An 18768-nucleotide genomic window follows, 5' to 3' on the forward strand; every position below is an offset into this window, starting at 1 on the left:
CGGCCAGCTACCTCGGCTTCGTCCAGATCGCAGCCATCCGCCTCTGGATACGGGCATTTGTCAACAGGGCCTAGTTTCCTTGTGCATCCTCAGTGCCACAGCCTATTTCGTCTACGATCAAAAGGAACAATCGCGACTAGCCCGCGCACGTTCTATGATTGCCCCGGGCGATATAGACCTTATCGATATGCGCTTGGGAACCGATCCAATGCCCTATACCAATTTGCGGCAATTGACCGGGAATGTACGAAATCGCTCGCCTTACACATTGCAGAATCTCCGCCTTTTGCTGACGGCCCTCGATTGCCCGGAAGGGCTATGCGATGTGATCGGCGAGGCCGAGGTGGCGCTCTACGGACTGGACGTTCCCTCTCAACAAATTCGGGCACTGTCCGACAGCGTCTATTTCAGGAATATGCCGAAAGCCAAGCAATTCGCTTGGCGCTGGTCGATCAAGACGATTGAGGCGCGTACCGATTGAGCCCTCAAGATTCCTCTTCGTGCTTCGCCCTCATGGTAATTATATGCAGTTCTGAGGTGGACCATGAATCCGCGCCGAAATCCCTTTGACGGTATCCAACGCGGACCATGATCAACAGGTCTAGTTCTAGCCCGGACCATGTTCGGGGTTGATATGTTCCGCCCTAGTACCGCGTTCTGATTTTGGGCGAGCCTTTTGCCAGTCGCGCGTAGGCAGGGCACCTTTGTAGTTCTGATCCGTGACTCGCCACTCCGTCGCCATCCGTCCGTACCAGTGGCCAGGCTTCGTCTTGGCAATGAAGCCCGCCGCCTCAAGCTCCCTGAATGCCCGCGCAAGGGTTGCCTTACCCAATCCCAGCAGACTGGCCGCCTCTTCGTAGGCAAGTCGGAGTTCGCCGTTGTTGTTGGTCTTTCCATCGCCGCGAACGGTATATCGGCATCGCAGTTCGATGAGCACTTTGAGTGCCGGCCCGCTCAAGGCCCGAAACGCGGGATGCTTGGCTAGGGAATACGGAAGGAGCCAATAGGCCCCGTCCGGATTCTTGGAACGCCCTCTGGCATCATGCCGCCTCGGCATCATCACCCCCAAGGATTACGACAGGAGTGCGCAGGACGTAGCGGGCATGATTCCCCGCAAACGGCCCAGCGTGAGCCTCATAGATGGTTTCGATAGCAAGCCCACCTTGCCGAAGGCGATGAACATAGCTGGACCATCTTGGCCCGGGATGAGTGATCGGGGTGCACCCCCGATCCCCGGAGATAGCCAACTGGAGCAAGGCCCAGGCGTACCGCCCTCGTGCTGTCCGGGTGCCGGCCTCGCCGTTGGCGCGATAATGGATCTGCAGGACGGCTTTCATGAGTAAGCCCTCCCCTCAAGCCCGTTAGCCTCGCAGACAGCCATGGCCAGTTCCCGGCTCATTCCCCATCGCCCCATGAGATTGCCCGCCAGCCGCGTCGGTACGGTGCATCGAGGCAGGACAGTGTGGGGGGAGGGACAACCGAATAGACCCGACTGCAATTTGGGATGTGATTTGCGCGCACGACCGCGCGTTGATAGGATTGTCATGTCCTAAACTCCTGTTCTCTCGGAGATTGGATCGACCCCGGCTCGCTACGGAAAGCTACCAACTCGACCGCTGCGGCCGGGGTCTTGTCCTCATTCGGCATCTGACGTTGACCGCCGCCTGTGGCTGGCAAGCCATTCATCCAGGTCACGAACACTGTAGAGGACCCGCTTGATCGGCCGCGAATAGCGCGGGCCGCCTCCAGTAAGTCTAAGCTTCTCAAGCGTGGAGACGCCCAGACCGACATAGCCGGCCGCGTCAGCGGTGCCCATGTACTGATTGGTCGCGATATGCTGTGAATTCATATTACCTCCAGATTGGTCAATCCCGGCTCGGTCGCGCTTCGTTCCACGAATACGCTGGCGAACACTAGCCAAGATTGTGCCGGCGACTCCAGCCCCGCGCAACAAACGGCGGTGTACCGACGCAGCTTATCCACCGTTGCAGTAGATCGGAGGCTGCAAGTCACGTAATTTTCGCTTTAATATCAAATACTTATGAAGCAACTGCAAATTTTCTGTTTTACCTCATTTCAACTGAAATCAAAGCACAGCAGAACAGATCTGTTATCGGAGGAGAGCAGTCACTCTTGTTCGCCAGACCGAATCAGTACGATCGAATGAACTTCAGACACCCGCACTGACATTCTCTTCCTGCCTCAAGGGAGTCCTCCCAAGCCATGGGCCGGCACATGTGTGGAAGAGTTACAGCCCGTGGCCGCGCAGGCTTGCTCATGTAAAATGTCGCCCAACTCGACCCCCCGTCCGTCACCTGAATTTCAACAAGTTGTCCGCAGGCTTGCCCTCCATTGCCGAAGCAATCACGCTGCCGATCGTGTCGGAAGCCCGCTTAAGCGGGTCCGCATCTAAATGAGCGTAACGGGCAGTAGTGGCCGTGTGCGCATGGCCGAGAAGTTTTCCAACGATAGGCAGCCCAAGACCGCCGCCAGCCCCGATGCTTGCGAACGTGTGGCGGAGGTCGTGGAGTCGAATACCGTTGAGACCCGCCCTTTGTGCAACGACCGCCCACGGGCGCTTAAGGTCAGACCGGGGGCGTTCGCCATCCAAACCCGCGGTCCCGCCCGCGATGACGTATCCACCGATCCTTGGCAGTTCAGACAGCACACGGAGGGCGGGCGCATTCAGGATAATGGTCTTGCGGCCGGTCTTGCTATCAGGCAGCAGCAAGAGCCCTCGTTCGAAATCCACTTCACTCCAGCGCAGGCCGAGAATTTCACGCAGTCGCGCACCAGTGAAGATGAGCAGCCGGAGCGCGGCTGCCGCATGAGCGCCGATCGGCGTGGCCTGCCGAATTTTGGGGACGTGCTTCGTCTTCTTGGTCGTATCGATATCCCACGGGATGCCGACCGTTTCAGCCTCTCTGATGGCCTCGCCAAGTCGACTCAATTCCTCGGTCGTCAGAAAGCGTTCGCGACGGTGCTCTACGAAACGCTCTATGCGGCGTGCAGGATTGCAGTCGTCGGGCACCAGGCCGTGGCGAGCACCAAAGCCATACATGCTACCAATGATGGCTAGGACTCTATTTGCCTGTGCCGGGGTATGTCGCCAATCTAGATGTATCTGCGCTACGTCCGATCGCTTCAAATCTTTCGCTCGCTTCGCACCAATGGCAGGTACAACGATGCGACACAAAATATCTTCGTAATGCTCTTTGGTTCTAGACTTGCGCTTAGCCTCGACATGATCAGTCAGGAATATTTTGACCAGCTCTGCAACCGTTATGGCTTTTCGGCTTTCGACTTTGGCCGCCTGTGGATCATGTCCGACCTTAGTTTGCGAGCGCAGGGTATCAGCTTGTTTGCGTGCCTGATCCGGTGTGAAGTCGGAGATTGAGCCAATGGTTATGCGCTTCTTCGCTGCGCGCCTACCGCCGTCGCCAGCACGGTACTCGAAAATCCAAGACTTTTGCCCAGATGGGAACACGCGGAGACCAAACCCGCGAATTTCACTGTCGAAGACGACATAGCGACTCAACTTGGGTTCGGCCGCGTCCACGACACGCTTGGTAATCTTGACCGCCGCCATGCTGCCCACTCCCCACCGATAGCTGAGGCGCCAATCTTGGGTCGCCACCGGGTCGCCACGGCTAGGCGAAACTGCCGAACCCGACGGGAAACAGGATAGGGCAAAAACAGCAGAACATCAAAGGTTCTACGCTAATTCAGATGGTCACAGGATACCGCCTAAGCCTAATACCACCAGACTACGAATCTGGGGGTCAGAGGTTCGAATCCTTTCGGGCGCGCCATTTCCGATTTCTCGGTTTCGCACGGATTTTTCTTCAGACGTGGAGCCGTACTAGGAACCGGCCGGGTTCCGGTTCCCGAGGCTGCGCGCATATCGGCCGGGTGGCTGTCCGACATAGCGGGTGAAGGCGGTACTGAATGTGCTTGCCGACCCGTAGCCGACCCGCTCGGCGACCACGGCAATGCCGATTTCCTGTCGGCGCAGAAGATTCCTTGCCAGCGCCATGCGCCATGCCATCAGATACTCCATGGGCGGCACGCCGACATGGCGTACGAAGCGGTCAAAGAACGCGGAGCGGGAGAGGGCCGCCTTTCTGGCCAGATCGGCCATCGTCCAAGGACGCGCAGGATCGGAATGCATCTGTCTGATTGCCTCGGCCAGCCGGGCATCACCAAGGCCGCGCAGCAATCCCGCAGGGGCATCAGCAGTTTGCGTCAGCCGTAGCGCCTCCACGAGCAAGATCTCAACGAGCCGGGTGAGCACCAGGGAGCGCCCCGAACGATCCGACGCAGCCTCGTCGATCAGAAGCTTGACCAAAGTCGATAGTCTTTCCACACCGCCGACATGAATCAGATCCGGGAGGAGCGACAGGAGAAGGCCTGAGTCTTCGTTGGCGAAGATGAAATAGCCCCCCAGAATGCGAACATCTGCTGGGCCGTCCTGCCTGCCATGGCGAACCTCGCCGGTCGCCGCTGCCGCGACATGAGGATCCATGGACACGGGAGTGACGGGCTCGAAGCCCGACATCGTGAAACCCGGCGTCGTCGGCAGCAGAACGAAATCGCCCGCGTGGAGGTTCAACTCAGCCTGCCCATCGACGGCCAGACGGCAGGACCCTTCGATCATGATGGCGAAGCTGGGGTGGCCGAAATCGCCATAACGAACGCCCCAGCGTCCGGCGCCGCTGATGCCCTTGGTGAACACGGCCTGGGGTTGCAGCAGCCCTATGATGTCGGAGAGAGGATCGTTCATTTCTGGACGATAACAAATGAAATATGGACTTTCAATCGTAGTTGGTCCGGCCCGGGCGGGCTACCATGGCTTCATCGACACCAACAAGGAGACGAGCCATGAAAACCATCCTGATCACCGGATGCTCCTCGGGCTATGGACTTGAAACGGCTCGCTATTTCCGTCAGAAGCAGTGGCACGTCATCGCGACCATGCGCACCCCGCGCGAAGACATTCTGCCGCGCTCGGAAAACCTGCGCATTCAATCGTTGGACGTAACGGACGAAGCCAGCATCGCTCGGGCCGTCGAAGCTGCCGGGCCGATCGATGTGCTGGTCAACAATGCCGGTATCGGCGTCGTCGGCGCATTTGAAGCAACGCCGATGTCTCACATCCGCAAGGTCTTCGACACGAACACCTTCGGCGTCATGGCCATGACGCATGCGGTCATCCCGCAGATGCGCGAGCGCCGATCCGGCGTGATCGTCAACGTCACGTCGAGCGCAACTCTGGCCCCCATGCCGTTGGCGGCGGCCTACACCGCCAGCAAGCAGGCCATCGAGGGCTTCACCGGCTCTCTCGCTCACGAACTCGGACACTTCAACATCCAGGCCAAGCTGGTGGAACCCGGCTATGCACCGACCACGAGCTTCGCCCGGAACACCTCCGTGCGGGTCGAAGACCTGATCCCGGAGGCTTACGCGGATTTCGCAGCGCCGATCTTTCAAGCATTCGCGAAGCCGGCCCTGACCACGCGGGAAATTGATGTCGCCGAGGCGGTCTGGCGGGCGGTCAACGACGGCAGCGGCAAGCTGCGTTTCCCGGCCGGGGCGGATGCTGTGGCGCTCTCCCGAGCCGCGTGACCATTGTGCAGTGCCGGCCTCACTCATGGGAGGCTGGCACACGACCCTGCCGCGGTCAGAGTTTCTGTGAACGACAACAGTGAGGCGCCCGGATAGGCCGGGGCCGGCTACAGGGCCGCGCGGGCATCCTTGCGGGCCAGGCGGGCGAGCAGATAGTCGACCTCCGCCTTGGCGGCAGGCGTCAGGCCCGCGCCCGGCTTGCGCTGGGCGTCGCTGGCCAGGATGCCGCGGCGCATCAGCGTATACTTGCGCACCGCCAGGCCGGCGCCGGGTTGCTGCTCGTAGCGCAGGAGCGGCAGGTGGGCGTCGAACAGGTCGTGGGCGTCGTCACGCCGTCCGGCCTTCTGCAGGGCGACGGTGTCGATCAGCATCTCCGGAAAGGCGTAGCCGGTCATCGCACCGTCGGCGCCGCGCTCCATCTCGAAATCCAGGAACAGGCCGCCGTTTCCGGTCAGGATCGAGATGTGCCGCAGCGACCCGTCCGCCTCGAAGCGGCGCAGGGCGGAGATCTTCTCCAGGCCCGGCCAGTCCTCGTGCTTCAGCATCACGCAGGACGGATTGTCCATCACGATCCGGCGGATCACCGCCGGCGTCATGATCACCGACAATGTCAGCGGAAAGTCCTGGATGACGAAGGGGATATCGGCGCCGATCGCCTCGATCGCCTGGGCGTAGTAGCCGGTGATCTGGTCGTCGGTGCGCAACGACGGCGGCGGCGCGATCATCACCGCCGCGGCGCCGGCCTCCATCGCGTCCCGGGCCAGCCGACGCATCGCCGCGAAGCCGGGTGCCGAGACGCCGACGATGACCGGCTTGCCGGGCATGCCGGCGACCGCCGCCTTGACGATCCCGAGCGATTCCTCCGGCTCCAGCTTCGGCGCCTCGCCCATGATGCCGAGCACCGTGGTGCCATCGGCGCCGAGCCCGTCATACCAGGCGAACAGCCGCTCGGCGGAGGCCCAGTCGAGGCTGCCGTCGGCCGCAAACGGCGTCGGAGCGATCGGGAAGACGCCTGCGGCGGTCGGGGTCAGGTGCATGGACAGAGTATCCTCGTTCGGCCGGCCGTCTGCCGGCGAAAGACGCCTTCTCGCGCGGCGCGGGCCGTCCGTCCAGGCCTTTCGGGCGATATCGCCCATGCCATCGCCGCACTCCGCAAGCGGCGGCGGAGGAGCGGATCAGAACTGCGCCACCCGGCCCCAGACCGAGGCGTCCAGCCGGCGCGGATCGTAGGGCGCCGGATCGACGATCGGCGTCGCACCGGTGATCAGATCGGCGACCAGATGGCCGATGCCCGGTCCGACGCCGAAGCCGTGGCCGCTGAGCCCCGAGGCCAGGATGAAGCCCGGCAGCCGGTCGTAGCTGCCGATCGCCGCCACGCCGTCCGGGGTGGTGTCGATATAGCCGGCCCAGGCGGCGGTGACCGGCGCATCGGCAAGGGCCGGCAGCAGGATGCCGGCGCGCCGGCGGGTCACGTCGATCTGGCGCCGGTCGGGCTTCGGATCGAGGATCCGGTTCGCCTCCATCGGCGTCGGCCGGTCGAGCGCCCAGCGCGCCAGCGTCTCGTGACCGCCGCGCAGGCCTTCGAGGCCGCCGACCGCGAGGCTGCGCCAGCGGCTGACGAACATCGGCAGGAACTGGCGCGCGAAGCGGAGCTGCTGCGGCGTCGGGTCGACCCGCGCCTTGCCGCTGACCGCGAGCGTGAAGCCGCCGCTGCCGCGCCGGGTGACCGAGACGCGTGCGGTGTGGAGTGCATCCGGCAGCGTCGCGTCGACCGGCGCCACGGCCAGGACCGAGGAGCGGATCGAGGCCTGCGGGAAGTCGATGCCGAGCTGCCGGCAGAAGGAGGAGGTCCAGGCGCCGCCGGCATGGACCACGGTCGAGGTCCGGATGGTGCCCTTTTCGGTGACCACGCCGGCGATCCGCCCGCCGGCCAGCTCCAGGCCGCGCGCCGCGCACATTTGGTGGACGGTGCCGCCGGCCGCCATCACGCCGCGCGCGATGATCGGCGCGGCCCGGCTCGGATCGGCGATGCCGTCGCTCGCCGAAAAGACGCCGCCCTTCCAGGCCTTGCCGGTCGCCCGGCCGCGCTCGGCGGCCTCCGCCGCGTTGAGGATATGGGTCGTCACGCCGTGGTGACGGGCCATGTCGCGCCAGGCGGCCCAGCGGGCGATCTCGGCCTCGTCGTCGCTCAGATAGAGCAGCCCGCAGCGGCTGAAGCCGAGATCCGCGCCGATCTCGCCGGCAAGCCGGTCCCAGAGTTCGAGGCTGCGGGTGGCGAGCGGCAGCTCGCGGACGTCGCGGTTCTGCTGCCGGCACCAGCCCCAGTTCCGGCTGGACTGCTCGGCGCCGATACGCCCCTTCTCGACCAGGGCCACGCTGACGCCACGCCGGGCCAGATAGTAGGCCGCCGACACGCCGGCGATGCCGCCGCCGATCACGACCACATCGGCTGCGGACGGCAGAGCGGGCGACGATTCGATGGCAAGCAACGGTGCGGGCATGCGGATCTCCGGTCTGACGCCCTGAGACTACCCGGGTGGCGGCGGCCGGAGCCGCCGGACTGCGCGCCGGGACGGCATAACATGCTGCCGCGCCGACGACCGACGGCGCAACCTTCGCCCGCCCGCAGGTTCCAATGGGGGTACCGGCCACCGCGGGATTGCCCCGGCCTCGCGGCTCGACCATGATCCCCCGCGGCGCCTGATGAAATCGGTCGGCCGACCGGCGGCGCGGTTTCGGGACCCTGCATGAAGCTCGATCAGATCGACCTGAAAATCCTCTCGGAACTGCAGAAGAACGGCCGCATCACCAATGTGGAGCTGGCCGAACTGGTCAATCTGTCGCCGAGCCCGTGCCTGATGCGGGTCAAGAAGCTGCAAGCCGAGGGCTACATCCTCGGCTATTCGGCCCGCATCAACGTCGCCAAGCTCGGCCAGCCGCTGACCGTCTTCACCGAGATCACCCTGAAGAACCACCGCCAGTCGGATTTCGCCCGCTTCCTGGCCGTGGTCGAAAAACTCGATTCCGTCGTCGAATGCCACCTCGTTTCGGGCGGCTACGACTATCTGGTGAAATTCGTCACCGGCGGCATCGCCGAATACCAGGTCCTGATGGAACGCCTGATCGACCTCGACATCGGCATCGACAAGTATTTCAGTTTCGTCGTCCTGAAATCCCCGATCGTAAAACCGCACATCCCGCTGGCGACCCTGTTTCATGCGGAGTGAGGGGTGGCAGGGGGTGGGCAGTGGGCATTGGAGAATTGCGCCCCGGCAGTGCCCCCAAACCGCAATCCCGGACAAGGCCCGAAGAGCCGCCGATCCGGGACCTACTCGCCTCGCCGCCACATCACGATCATCAATTAAAACATAGTCTTGCGGCAAGTCGCCTGCAGAGTGGGTCCCGGCTCTCCGCTGCGCTGCGGCCGGGATTGCGGTTGAGGGAGGAGCGTTGCTCCGCGGCCCTTCTCATACCGCATATTGCCCCCTGCCGACTGCCGCCTGCCCACTGCCGACCCGCGCCCCTGCGCGGGCTACCGCCCGTCGAACGCCTTCACCAGCTCCGGATCCCTGTCGAGGCTGTCGAGCCAGGTCGGGTCGAGCTTGGGGACGGAGGCGTAGAGGAGGCGGGAATAGGGGTGGCTGTCGGGGCCGCCGAGATGGTCGGGGGCGGCCTGTTCGATCTTCTCGCCGCGATACATGACCGCGACCTCGTCGCAGATCGCCCGGACGGTGTTCAGGTCGTGGCTGATGAACAGGTAGGAGACGCCGAGCTCGCGCTGCAGTTCCTTGAGGAGGTCGATGATCGCCGCCGCGACGACCGTGTCGAGCGCGGAGGTGATCTCGTCGCACAGGATCAGGCGCGGCTCGGCGGCGAGCGCGCGGGCAAGGTTGACGCGCTGCTTCTGGCCGCCGGACAGTTCCGTCGCCCGGCGGTGGCGCAGGCTGCGCGGCAGATGCACCATGTCGAGCAGCCGGTCGACGCGCGCCTGCCGCTCGGCGCCGCCGATGCCGTGATAGAAGGTGATCGGGCGGCCGAGGATCTCTTCGACCGATTTCATCGGATTGAGCGCGGTGTCGGCGGACTGGAACACGATCTGCAATTTGCGCAGTTCGTCGCGCGATCGGGCGCCCGCGTCGGCGGCGAGTTCCTTGCCGTCGAACAGGATATGGCCGCGGGCGCGCGGCACGATGCCGGCGATGACGCGGGCCAGGGTCGACTTGCCGCAACCGGATTCGCCGATGATGCCGAGATTGCGGCCCGCGGCGAGCGACAGGGTCACGTCGCGCACGACCGGAACGGCCGGCATGCCGTCGGCCATGATGCGGCCGTAGCCGGCGATGACGCCGGAGAGTTCCAGGAGCGGATGCGGATGGACGGCCGGCTCGACGGCGGCCGGCACGGCCCGGTTTGGCGCGAAGGCAGCAAGAAGCTCGCGCGTATAGGGATGCTGCGGCCGCTCCAGGATCGCCGCCGTGGTGCCGATCTCCAGGATCTCGCCGCCCTTCAGGACGACGATCCGGTCGGCGATCTGCGCCACCACGGCGAGATCGTGGGACACGTAGACGCCGGCCATGCCGCCGCGCTTCATGACCGTCTTGAAGGCGCGCAGGACTTCGATCTGGGTGGTCACGTCGAGCGCCGTGGTCGGCTCGTCGAAGATCATCAGCTTCGGGCCGCCGATCAGCGCCATGGCGGCGGAGAGCCGCTGCAGCTGGCCGCCGGAGACCTGATGCGGATAGCGGTCGCCGATCGTGTCGGGCTCGGGCAGGGACAGGGCACGGAACAGTTCGACAGCACGGATGCGCGCTTCGGTGTCGGACATCAGGCCATGGATGCGGGTGACCTCGATCACCTGCTCCATGATCGTGCTGGCCGGATTGAAGGCCGCCGCCGCGCTCTGCGGCACATAGGCGACCTCGGTTCCGCGGATGGCCCGGCGCTCGCGCTCGGAGAGCCGCACCATGTCCTTCCCGCCGACCGTGACCGAGCCGCCGGTGATGCGGCAGCCGGGTCGGGTATAGCCCATCAGCGTCAGCGCGATGGTCGACTTGCCCGAGCCGCTCTCGCCGATCAGGGCGACGATCTCGCCCTCCTCGATCGTGAAGCCGACCTTGCGGATGATCTCGACCCGCCGCCCGGCATCGGTGGTGGCTTCGACCTCGAGGTCGCGAATGTCAACGATCGTCGCCATCACGCGCTCCGGTCCCGGATCTTCTGCGGCAGGTTGTCGATCAGGAGATTGACCCCGATCGTCAGGCTGGCGATGGCCAGCGACGGCGCCATCACGGCCGGCGCGCCGAAGGACAGGCCGCCGATATTCTCACGCACCAGGGCGCCCCAGTCGGCATTGGGCGGCTGCACGCCGAGACCCAGGAAGGAGAGGCCGGACAGGAGCAGCACGATGAACACGAAGCGCAATCCGACATCGGCGAAAACCGGCCCGACGATGTTGGGCAGGATCTCCGATCCGATCAGGTAGCCGAGGCTCTCGCCGCGGATGCGCGCCACCGTGATGAAGTCCATCGTGTTGACGTTGACGGCAAGCGCCCGGGCGAAGCGGAAGGCGCCGGGCGTGTAGATGATCGCGAGCGTCACGATCAGGACCGGGATCGAGGAGCCGACGCCGGCGACCACGACCAGGCCGAACAGCTTGCTCGGGATCGAGTTGAGCGCGTCCAGAAGTCGGCTCAGCGCCGAGTCGGCCCAGCCGCCGAGGACCGCGGCCGCCATGCCGAGCGAGACGCCGGCAAGGCAGGCGATCGTCACGGCGGCGAGCGAGATGCCGACCGTGTAGCGCGCGCCCATCAGGATGCGGGAGAGCATGTCGCGGCCGAGATAGTCGGTCCCGAGCGGGAATTTGGCGGTCAGCGGGCCGAAATAGTCGTAGTCGACGATCTCGCCGACGCCGTGCGGCGTGATCCAGGGCGCCGCGATCGCGACGAGCGCCCAGGCCAGCACGACCGCGAAGCTCGCCAAGCCGACGCCGTTGACGCGGTAGCCGGTCCAACGGCCGATATGTTGCGACAGGACGGCCATCAGCGGAGCCTCGGGTTGGCCAGGATGGCGAGGATGTCGGCGGTGGTGGTCAGGAGCAGATAGACGAGGCAGAAGATCATGGCGCAGGTCTGGATCAGCGGCAGGTCGCGGGTGGCGACCGCATCGACCATCAGCTTGGCGATGCCCGGATAGTTGAAGATGGTCTCGACGATGATCACCCCGCCGAGCAGGTAGGACAGCGAGAGCGCGACGGCGTTGACGATCGGCCCGATGGCGTTGGGCAGGGCATGGCGCAGCACGACGCGGGCCGGCGAGGCGCCCTTGAGGATGGCCATCTCGACATAGGGACTTTGCAGCGCCTCGATCACGGCGGCCCGGGTCATGCGGATCATCTGGGCCGAGATGACGAAGCTCAGCGTCATGATCGGCATGGCGTAGATCTTCAGGAGCTCGCCGAAGGTCGACACGTCGCGGGCGATCGACAGGGCCGGCAGCCATTTCAGCCAGACCGCGAAGATCAGCACGGCGCTGGTGGCGACCATGAATTCCGGCACCGAGATGACCCCGATGGTCAGCATCGAGACCGTCCGGTCATAGACCGAGCCGCGCATGGCGGCGGCCGTGATGCCCAGCGTCAGGGCGATCGGCACCGAGAACAGCGCGGTCAGCCCGGCAAGCTTGAGGGAGGAGACGAGCCGGCCGCCGATCAGTTGCGCGATCGGCAGGCGGTTGGCGTAGGAAGTGCCGAGATCACCGGTCGCGAGGCCGGCCAGCCAATGGCCGAAACGGACCAGCGCCGGCTCGTCGAGATGCATCGCGGTCCTGAGGCCGGCCACCGCCTCGGGCGTCGCGGCCTGCCCGAGCAGGATCTCGACCACATCGCCGGGCAGGATCGCGGTCGCGGCAAAGACCGTGAAGGACACGACCACCATCGTGAACAGCGCGATCAGCAGGCGTCCTGCGATCAGGGACGGTATCCTGGCTTTCATCCGCGCTCCGTTCGTTCGGCAACAGGATCGGCGTGCCCGCTGCGGTAATCATACCGCATGCCGACCTCGACGACGGTCTCGATTTGCAGTCTCGCTTAGCAAGGAGCGGGCCGGAACCGGGCGGATGGCGCCTCCCGGAGGCGCGCAAGGGCCTTGTCGTTCCCCGAAGGCGCCGAGGCATCGCGTCCGACGCATCGGACGGTGCCGGCGCAAGGCCCGGCTCAGGTCTCGTCCATCGGACGAAGGGCGCGACCGGGGTTCGAACCCCGGTCGCGCGGAAGGCGGTCACCGGCGCTGCAGCGCGCCGGCAACGGTCGGCCGGTCAGGCCAGCCAGACATATTCGGCGAAGGCGTAGCCCATCATGCCGCCGAGCGGATTGGCCTTGAGGCCCTGCAGCTTGGACGAGATCGCATCGACGTTGGAGATGTAGACCGGGATCGCCGTGCCGGCTTCCTCGGCGACCATGACCTGCATCTCGCCGTAGATCTGCTTGCGCTTGGCCTCGTCGAGCGAGCCGCGCGCCTCGATCAGCATGCGGTCGAACTTCTCGGACTTGTACTGGCTCTCGTTCCACGGCGCGGTGGAGGCGTAGAGCAGCGAGAACAGGATGTCGGGGGTCGGCCGCGGATTGATGTTGCCGAAATGGACCGGCGCCTTCAGCCAGTAGTTCGACCAGTAGCCGTCCGAAGGCACGCGCTTCAGGTCGAACTTCATGCCGATCGCCTGGCCGGCGGACTGCACGATGGTGGCCATGTCGACCGACGAGGAGGCCGCGTCCGAGCAGACGATCGGGATCTCCTGGCCGATCAGGCCGGCCTTCTGGAAGTGGAACTTGGCCTTCTCGGGATCGAACGCCTTCGGCTTCAGGCTGGCATTGTGGTAGCGGTTGGCCGGCGAGACCGGCTGGTCGTTGGCGATCTCGGCGAGGCCGCGCAGCGCGGATTTCTGGATCGCCTCGCGATTGATCAGATACTTCATGCCGGCGACGAAGTCGGCCTTGTCGCCCGGCGTCATGTCGAGGCGCATGTTCAGGTTGGTGTAGTTGCCGGCGGTGGTCTTGGACAGGACCACGCCCGGCTGGCCCTCGACCAGACGGATGTTGCGCGGATTGATCGAGGCGGCGAGCTGGATGTCGCCGGCGAGCAGCGCGTTGATGCGCGCGGCGTCGTCCGGGATGGCGAAGAACTCGAAACTGTCGAGATGGGCGGCGCCGGACTTGAAGTAGTTCTTGTTCTTCACGCCGATCGAGCGCACGCCCGGCTCGAAATTCTCGCACACGAAGGCGCCGGTGCCGTTCGCCTTGGCGAAGGTGGTGGTGCCGTCGGCGATGATCATGAAATGATGCAGCGACAGGATGGTCGGCAGATCGCCGTTGGACTCGGCGAGCGTGATCTCGACCGTCAGGTCGTCGACCGCCTTGAAGCCGGTCATCTGCTTGGCGATCGCGTTGACCTTCGAGCCGGTCGCCGGGTCGAGATGGCGCTTCAGCGAGTAGATCACGTCGGCGGAGGAGAGCGTCTTGCCGGAATGGAAGGTGACGCCCTTGCGTAGCTTCACCGTCCAGACCTTGCCGTCCTTGGACTCGATGCTCTCGGCCAGCTCCATCTGCGGCACGCCGGTCTCGTCCAGGAAGGTGAGACGGTTGTAGAAGGCGCAGCAGCGGACATAGTCGGTCGACAGCGAGGCCTTGGCCGGATCGAGCGTGTCGGCCGTGGAGGACGACCATCCGGCCGCCTTCAGGGTGCCACCGGAAACCGGGGTCGCCGCCAGCGCCGAGGTGGCTCGGCCGATGACCAGGCCGCCCGCGGCCGCGGTGAGGCCGCCGGCCATCAGCATCTTGATGAGATCGCGGCGGGTCGCGCCGTGGCGAAGCGCATGCTCGACCATGGCGTCGTCGGACTGGGTCCAGTGGGATGCGAACTTGTCGGTCACGACGTTCCCCTTTCGTGGTTCCGCGGGCGGATGCCCACCGTTCGATCGGATTGGCGCAAGACGGCTGATCAGGCCGGCAGGCTGGCCTCGACGGCATCGGCCAGGGCCGCCATCGAGGTGAAGTGGAAGTCGGGCTCGGTGAAGCGCTCGGGCTCGATCGTGCCGCCGTAGCCGGGCTGGGCATGGCGGCGCTCGATCCAGCAATTGGTCATGCCGAGCCGGCGCGAGATGCCGATGTCGTGGTACTGGCTCTGCGCCACATGCAGGATCCGGTCGGGCGCGCCGCCCTCGCTCTCCACGAAGCGGAAGACCTGGCGGAAGAATTCGGGATCGGGCTTCTCGGTGCCGGTGTCGTCGACCGTGAAGCCGGCATGAAACGGGTTGCCGAGGGTACGGGCGAAATGCTCGAAGGCCCAGCGCTGCGCGTTGGTCATGGCGATCAGGCGATAGCGGCGGGCCAGCCGTGCAAGCGCCTCGGCGCTGTCCGGGAAGGCCGACCAGGTCGCGGCCCCATCGCGCAGCCGCGCGCCGAATTCGGTGCCCGCGGGCAGGCCGAGCTTCGGGGCGATGACGCCGTAGACGCGAGCGAGATCGTCGGGAAAGCGCAGCGCCTCCGGCATGTACCGGGCCGCCCGGTAGAGTGCCAGCGCGGCCTCGCCGTCGACCGCGACGCCCGCCTCCCGGCCGATCGCCGCGAGCGTGCCGGTGATGCCGCCCTCGAAGTCGATCAGGGTGCCGACCACGTCGAAGGTCAGGTACCGGAAATCGGCGAAACTCTTGGACACCCGGGAACCTCCTGGCGATGGCCGGCTGGAACGGATTTCTTCCGATCGCGCCCTCAGGAGTTTCCCCAAGGGGCTTGCGCCTTATCCGCTGAATGCGCGAAGCGGTTCGGCACAAAATTTCGAATCGCGCGGCATTCCAACATATCGGCTGAAATGCCGGCCGAAGCGCCGGGGCCGGGTCACGCCATGGCGGCACGCACGTCCGGATCCTCGAGCGTCTGGTCGAGCGTCCGGCGGGTCCGTTCGACCATGGCGTCGATCTCCGACAGGGTGGCGCAGAGCGGCGGCGCGAAGCCGATCACGCCGTTGCCGAAGGCCCGGATGACCAGCCCGTTGGCCCAGGCGCGCTCGAAGATGCGGCGGGCCGGTTCGCTGGCTGCCGGCAGGGGCGTCCGTGCGGCCTTGTCGACCACCAGCTCGACCGCCGCCAGCATGCCGCGGCCGCGCACATCGCCGACCAGCGGATGGTCGGCGAGGCCGGCCAGCCCCTGCATCAGCCGCCGGCCGGACTTGCGGCCGTTTTCCAGAATACCGGCCTCGTAGAGCCGCAGCACTTCGAGCCCCACGGCCGCGCTGACCGGGTGGGCCGAGTAGGTATAGCCGTGCCCGACCGCGGCGGCGCCCGCCCCATCCGCGATGGTGTCGTAGACGTGCTGTGACATGAACACGGCTCCCATCGGCACGTAGCCGGAGGTCAGGCCCTTGGCGACGGTCATCAGGTCCGGAACGATGTCCTCGTCCGCGCAGGCGAAGAGCGGGCCGGTGCGGCCGAAACCGGTGATCACCTCGTCGGCGACGAACAGGATGTCGAGCGCGCGGCAAGCCTCGCGCATCGCCTTCATCCAGCCGTCCGGCGGCACCAGCACGCCGCCCGAGCCCTGGATCGGTTCGGCATAGAAGGCCGCGACCCGCTCCGGGCCGCCGATCTCGGCGACCTTAGCGTGCAGCTGCGCCACCGAGGCGGCGATCACCGCCTGCGGATCGGCACCGACCGGGTTGCGGTAGAGATAGTGCGACGGAATTTTATGCTGCCAGTCGTACGGAAGCCCGAAACCGGCATGGAAGGCCGGCAGCGCGGTCAGGCCGGCACCGACGGTCGAGGAGCCGTGATAGCCCTGCTCCAGCGAGATGAACTGGTCCTTCTCCGGCTTGCCGCGGGCGCGCTGGTAGTAGCGCACGAAGCGCACGGTGGAATCGACCGCGTCGGATCCGCCGAGCGTGAAATAGACATGGTCGAGATCGCCCGGGGTGCGCTCGGCAAGTTCGGCGGCCAGCCGGATGGCCGGCTCCGAGCCGAGGCTGAAATATCCGGTCGCATAGGAGAGTTCGCGCATCTGCTGCGCGGCGGCCTCGACCACGCTCTCGACGCCATAGCCGAGATTGACGCACCACAGCCCGGCAAAGCCGTCGAGCAGCTGCTGGCCGGCGCCGTCGGTGACGGTCGCGCCGCGCGCCGAGCGCAGCACGCGCACGCCGGCCTTCTCGTGGCCGCGATAGGAGGCGACCGGGTGGATCAGATGGGCACGGTCGAGCTCGACCAGGGAATTGCTGAGCATGGCGGAACTCCGGTTCAACCGAGGGCCTGGCTGGCCAGGGCATAGGTCTTCGCGATCGGCCCGGCCGGCGCGGCATCTCCCTCGGGCCCGGCCTCGGCGGGCGCAGTCCCGCCGCGGACCATCGGGATGCCGTCGCCGGCCTTGATGAGGCCGCGGGATTCGAGGAAGGCGGACAGGACCGCCGGATCGGGCGTGTCGACGCGCAGGAAGGCGCCGGGACGGTCGGCAATCACGAAATCGATCAGCGCCATCGCTGCCTGCGGGTCCGGCGCCACGACCGGGCCGATCACCTCGCCGCGGCCGAAGGCGCGCAAGGCCGCGAAGCCGACGACCGATCCGTCGGCGGTCAGAACCGCGAAGCGGCCGAGCCGGGCGAGACGCTCGAGGAGCGGTCTGCGCTCCATGCCCGAAGCCGCACGGTCGAGCGCCGCCAAGGCATCGAGATCGGGCGTCTCCGCCCAGGCGACACGGTCGGGCATCGCCGGCACCTCCGACGGGACGCCCTGGTGCTGGTGGATCATGCCGACGGGCCGGAAGCCGAGCTTTTCGTAGAGCGGCAGGCCGTCGGCGGTGGCGGTCAGGCGGGTCGCGCGCGGTCCCGCCGCCGTCAGGACCCGCTCCATCAGCGCCCGGCCGAGCCCGCGTCCGCGCATGGCCTCGGCGACGATCACCATGTTGACGGTCGCGACCGGCCCGAACGGGGTGACGAAGGCAGTACCGACGACCCGCTCGCCGTCGAGCGCTGCGACGCCCTGGCTCAGGTCCATGACCAGCGCCCAGTCCTCGCGCCGATGCGGCCAGCGCGCCTCGACGGAAAGCCGGTGGGCGCCGTCCAGATGCGGTTCGGCGAAGTCCTGAAAAGCGATCGGGGTATCGGCCATCGGCGGATCCGGCAGGAGGGGCGGCTTCCTCCTTGGTAGCCCGGCCGGCGTGGCGTTTCCGGTCGTGCTTTCCGGTCCGGCGACATCTTCGGCCGTCCACCGGACGCGACACCGCAGTTTATTCCGGACGTGCCCGCCGAGCTCCGACGAGCCGGGTCGATGACCGCGATCCGTCCCGCGACCGGCTCGCAACTCTCTGCCGAGCCTCGTCGGGCATTCGGCAGGATGTGCTTTCCTCCGGCCCGCCTGCGGCGCGGGCGCATCGGTGCGGTCTCCTATGATGGAGACGACATCCCGCCATCGGCCCCAAGGACATCGTCATGAGCCGCTTCCGTCCGAAATATGTCACCTTCGACTGCCACGGCACGCTGATCTTCTATCAGATGGCCGATGCCGCCCGGGCGATCTACGGCGCCACGCTGGACGAGGCGCGCATGACCGCCTTCATCCGCGATTTCTCGGCCTACCGGCTCGACGAGATCCTGGGCGCCTGGAAGCCCTATGCGGAGGTGGTGCACAACGCGGTCGAGCGGACCTGCCGCAAGAATGGCGTCGCGTTCCGGGCGGAGGATGCCGCCTGGATCTATGAGCAGGTGCCGACCTGGGGTCCGCATCCGGACGTGCCGGCCGGTCTCGCCAAGGTGGCCAAGGAGATCCCGCTGGTGATCCTGTCCAACGCCATGAACGTGCAGATCCCGCACAATGTCGCCAGGCTCGGCGCGCCCTTCCACGCGGTCTACACGGCCGAGCAGGCGCAGGCCTACAAGCCGCGCTTCCAGGCCTTCGAATACATGTTCGACATGCTCGGCTGCGGCCCGGAGGACGTGCTGCACTGCTCTTCCTCGTTCCGCTATGATCTAATGTCGGCCCACGATCTCGGCATCAAGAACAAGGTCTGGGTTAATCGCGGCCACGAGCCGGCCAACCCCTATTACGGCTATGTCGAGATCGCCGACATTTCCGGCCTGCCCGCCGTCGTCGGCCTGTGAGGCCCGCCCG

At 65.9% G+C, this 18768-nt stretch carries 18 protein-coding genes; 4 read left to right on the plus strand and 14 right to left on the minus strand.

What is annotated here, in order from left to right:
• Positions 1–481, plus strand: a 481-nt coding sequence (locus KL771_RS26175; protein ID WP_261971462.1) for a hypothetical protein, incomplete at its 5' end; no start/stop codon positions are given.
• 126 nt (positions 482–607) lie between these two features.
• Here the strand turns inward: KL771_RS26175 and KL771_RS26180 are convergent.
• From KL771_RS26180 to KL771_RS26195, 5 genes are all read right to left on the minus strand, one after another.
• Positions 608–937 carry a hypothetical protein gene (locus KL771_RS26180; RefSeq protein WP_261971463.1) on the minus strand — a complete coding sequence of 110 codons (330 nt, stop codon included), beginning with the start codon at positions 935–937 and terminating at the stop codon, positions 608–610.
• 103 nt (positions 938–1040) lie between these two features.
• The gene (locus tag KL771_RS28330; RefSeq protein WP_315901531.1) at positions 1041–1337 is read right to left on the minus strand and encodes a winged helix domain-containing protein; all 297 of its coding nucleotides are present in this window, start codon (positions 1335–1337) and stop codon (positions 1041–1043) included.
• A 299-nt stretch (positions 1338–1636) separates the two neighbouring features.
• Entirely contained in the window at positions 1637–1849 is a 213-nt protein-coding gene (locus tag KL771_RS26185; RefSeq protein ID WP_261971464.1) for a helix-turn-helix transcriptional regulator, read from the minus strand.
• 462 nt (positions 1850–2311) lie between these two features.
• Positions 2312–3589, minus strand: coding sequence for a site-specific integrase (locus tag KL771_RS26190; protein ID WP_261971465.1), 1278 nt, complete (start codon positions 3587–3589; stop codon positions 2312–2314).
• A 273-nt stretch (positions 3590–3862) separates the two neighbouring features.
• Positions 3863–4783, minus strand: coding sequence for an AraC family transcriptional regulator (locus KL771_RS26195; protein ID WP_261971466.1), 921 nt, complete (start codon positions 4781–4783; stop codon positions 3863–3865).
• Positions 4784–4881: 98 nt separating this feature from the next.
• Between KL771_RS26195 and KL771_RS26200 the strand changes: the two genes are divergently transcribed.
• Complete coding sequence (locus KL771_RS26200; protein ID WP_261971467.1) at positions 4882–5625, plus strand: SDR family oxidoreductase; 744 nt, start codon at positions 4882–4884, stop codon at positions 5623–5625.
• Positions 5626–5732: 107 nt separating this feature from the next.
• Here the strand turns inward: KL771_RS26200 and KL771_RS26205 are convergent, their stop codons facing one another.
• Both KL771_RS26205 and KL771_RS26210 read right to left on the minus strand, forming a co-directional pair.
• The gene (locus KL771_RS26205; RefSeq protein WP_261971468.1) at positions 5733–6662 is read right to left on the minus strand and encodes a dihydrodipicolinate synthase family protein; all 930 of its coding nucleotides are present in this window, start codon (positions 6660–6662) and stop codon (positions 5733–5735) included.
• 138 nt (positions 6663–6800) lie between these two features.
• Positions 6801–8126, minus strand: coding sequence for an NAD(P)/FAD-dependent oxidoreductase (locus KL771_RS26210; RefSeq protein ID WP_261971469.1), 1326 nt, complete (start codon positions 8124–8126; stop codon positions 6801–6803).
• 246 nt (positions 8127–8372) lie between these two features.
• Here KL771_RS26210 and KL771_RS26215 point away from each other — a divergent pair, with 246 nt between their 5' ends.
• Positions 8373–8852, plus strand: coding sequence for an Lrp/AsnC family transcriptional regulator (locus tag KL771_RS26215; protein ID WP_261971470.1), 480 nt, complete (start codon positions 8373–8375; stop codon positions 8850–8852).
• A gap of 305 nt (positions 8853–9157) precedes the next feature.
• Here the strand turns inward: KL771_RS26215 and KL771_RS26220 are convergent, their stop codons facing one another.
• The 7 genes from KL771_RS26220 to KL771_RS26250 form a co-directional block, all read right to left on the minus strand.
• Positions 9158–10819: an ABC transporter ATP-binding protein gene (locus KL771_RS26220; RefSeq protein ID WP_261971471.1), complete on the minus strand. Its 1662-nt coding sequence runs from the start codon at positions 10817–10819 to the stop codon at positions 9158–9160.
• Positions 10819–11664 (minus strand): ABC transporter permease, encoded by an 846-nt coding sequence (locus tag KL771_RS26225; protein WP_261971472.1) that lies wholly within the window; start codon positions 11662–11664, stop codon positions 10819–10821. The genes KL771_RS26220 and KL771_RS26225 overlap by 1 nt, the downstream gene beginning before the upstream one ends.
• On the minus strand, positions 11664–12614 hold the full coding sequence (locus KL771_RS26230; RefSeq protein ID WP_261971473.1) for an ABC transporter permease: 951 nt from the start codon (positions 12612–12614) through the stop codon (positions 11664–11666). Before KL771_RS26230 ends, KL771_RS26225 begins: the two co-directional genes overlap by 1 nt.
• Before the next feature lie 322 nt (positions 12615–12936).
• Positions 12937–14502: an ABC transporter substrate-binding protein gene (locus tag KL771_RS26235; protein WP_390867797.1), complete on the minus strand. Its 1566-nt coding sequence runs from the start codon at positions 14500–14502 to the stop codon at positions 12937–12939.
• A 113-nt stretch (positions 14503–14615) separates the two neighbouring features.
• Positions 14616–15332, minus strand: a complete 717-nt coding sequence (locus KL771_RS26240; protein ID WP_261971475.1) for an HAD-IA family hydrolase — start codon at positions 15330–15332, stop codon at positions 14616–14618.
• 179 nt (positions 15333–15511) lie between these two features.
• On the minus strand, positions 15512–16888 hold the full coding sequence (locus KL771_RS26245; protein WP_261971476.1) for an aspartate aminotransferase family protein: 1377 nt from the start codon (positions 16886–16888) through the stop codon (positions 15512–15514).
• 14 nt (positions 16889–16902) lie between these two features.
• Positions 16903–17769: a GNAT family N-acetyltransferase gene (locus KL771_RS26250; protein ID WP_261971477.1), complete on the minus strand. Its 867-nt coding sequence runs from the start codon at positions 17767–17769 to the stop codon at positions 16903–16905.
• 320 nt (positions 17770–18089) lie between these two features.
• On the opposite strand from KL771_RS26250, the gene KL771_RS26255 reads away from it, so the two are divergent.
• Entirely contained in the window at positions 18090–18758 is a 669-nt protein-coding gene (locus tag KL771_RS26255) for a haloacid dehalogenase type II (RefSeq protein WP_261971478.1), read from the plus strand.
• Positions 18759–18768: the final 10 nt, after the last annotated feature.

Source organism: Prosthecodimorpha staleyi (assembly GCF_018729455.1).
Classification (GTDB): Bacteria; Pseudomonadota; Alphaproteobacteria; order Rhizobiales; family Ancalomicrobiaceae; genus Prosthecodimorpha; species Prosthecodimorpha staleyi.

Coding starts and splice junctions, on each gene's coding strand:
- KL771_RS28330 (WP_315901531.1), bottom strand. CDS start 1,337: ATGAAAGCCGTCCTGCAGATCCATTATCGCGCCAACGGCGAGGCCGGC.
- KL771_RS26185 (WP_261971464.1), bottom strand. CDS start 1,849: ATGAATTCACAGCATATCGCGACCAATCAGTACATGGGCACCGCTGAC.
- KL771_RS26190 (WP_261971465.1), bottom strand. CDS start 3,589: ATGGCGGCGGTCAAGATTACCAAGCGTGTCGTGGACGCGGCCGAACCC.
- KL771_RS26195 (WP_261971466.1), bottom strand. CDS start 4,783: ATGAACGATCCTCTCTCCGACATCATAGGGCTGCTGCAACCCCAGGCC.
- KL771_RS26200 (WP_261971467.1), top strand. CDS start 4,882: ATGAAAACCATCCTGATCACCGGATGCTCCTCGGGCTATGGACTTGAA.
- KL771_RS26205 (WP_261971468.1), bottom strand. CDS start 6,662: ATGCACCTGACCCCGACCGCCGCAGGCGTCTTCCCGATCGCTCCGACG.
- KL771_RS26210 (WP_261971469.1), bottom strand. CDS start 8,126: ATGCCCGCACCGTTGCTTGCCATCGAATCGTCGCCCGCTCTGCCGTCC.
- KL771_RS26215 (WP_261971470.1), top strand. CDS start 8,373: ATGAAGCTCGATCAGATCGACCTGAAAATCCTCTCGGAACTGCAGAAG.
- KL771_RS26220 (WP_261971471.1), bottom strand. CDS start 10,819: ATGGCGACGATCGTTGACATTCGCGACCTCGAGGTCGAAGCCACCACC.
- KL771_RS26225 (WP_261971472.1), bottom strand. CDS start 11,664: ATGGCCGTCCTGTCGCAACATATCGGCCGTTGGACCGGCTACCGCGTC.
- KL771_RS26230 (WP_261971473.1), bottom strand. CDS start 12,614: ATGAAAGCCAGGATACCGTCCCTGATCGCAGGACGCCTGCTGATCGCG.
- KL771_RS26235 (WP_390867797.1), bottom strand. CDS start 14,502: ATGGTCGAGCATGCGCTTCGCCACGGCGCGACCCGCCGCGATCTCATC.
- KL771_RS26245 (WP_261971476.1), bottom strand. CDS start 16,888: ATGCTCAGCAATTCCCTGGTCGAGCTCGACCGTGCCCATCTGATCCAC.
- KL771_RS26250 (WP_261971477.1), bottom strand. CDS start 17,769: ATGGCCGATACCCCGATCGCTTTTCAGGACTTCGCCGAACCGCATCTG.
- KL771_RS26255 (WP_261971478.1), top strand. CDS start 18,090: ATGAGCCGCTTCCGTCCGAAATATGTCACCTTCGACTGCCACGGCACG.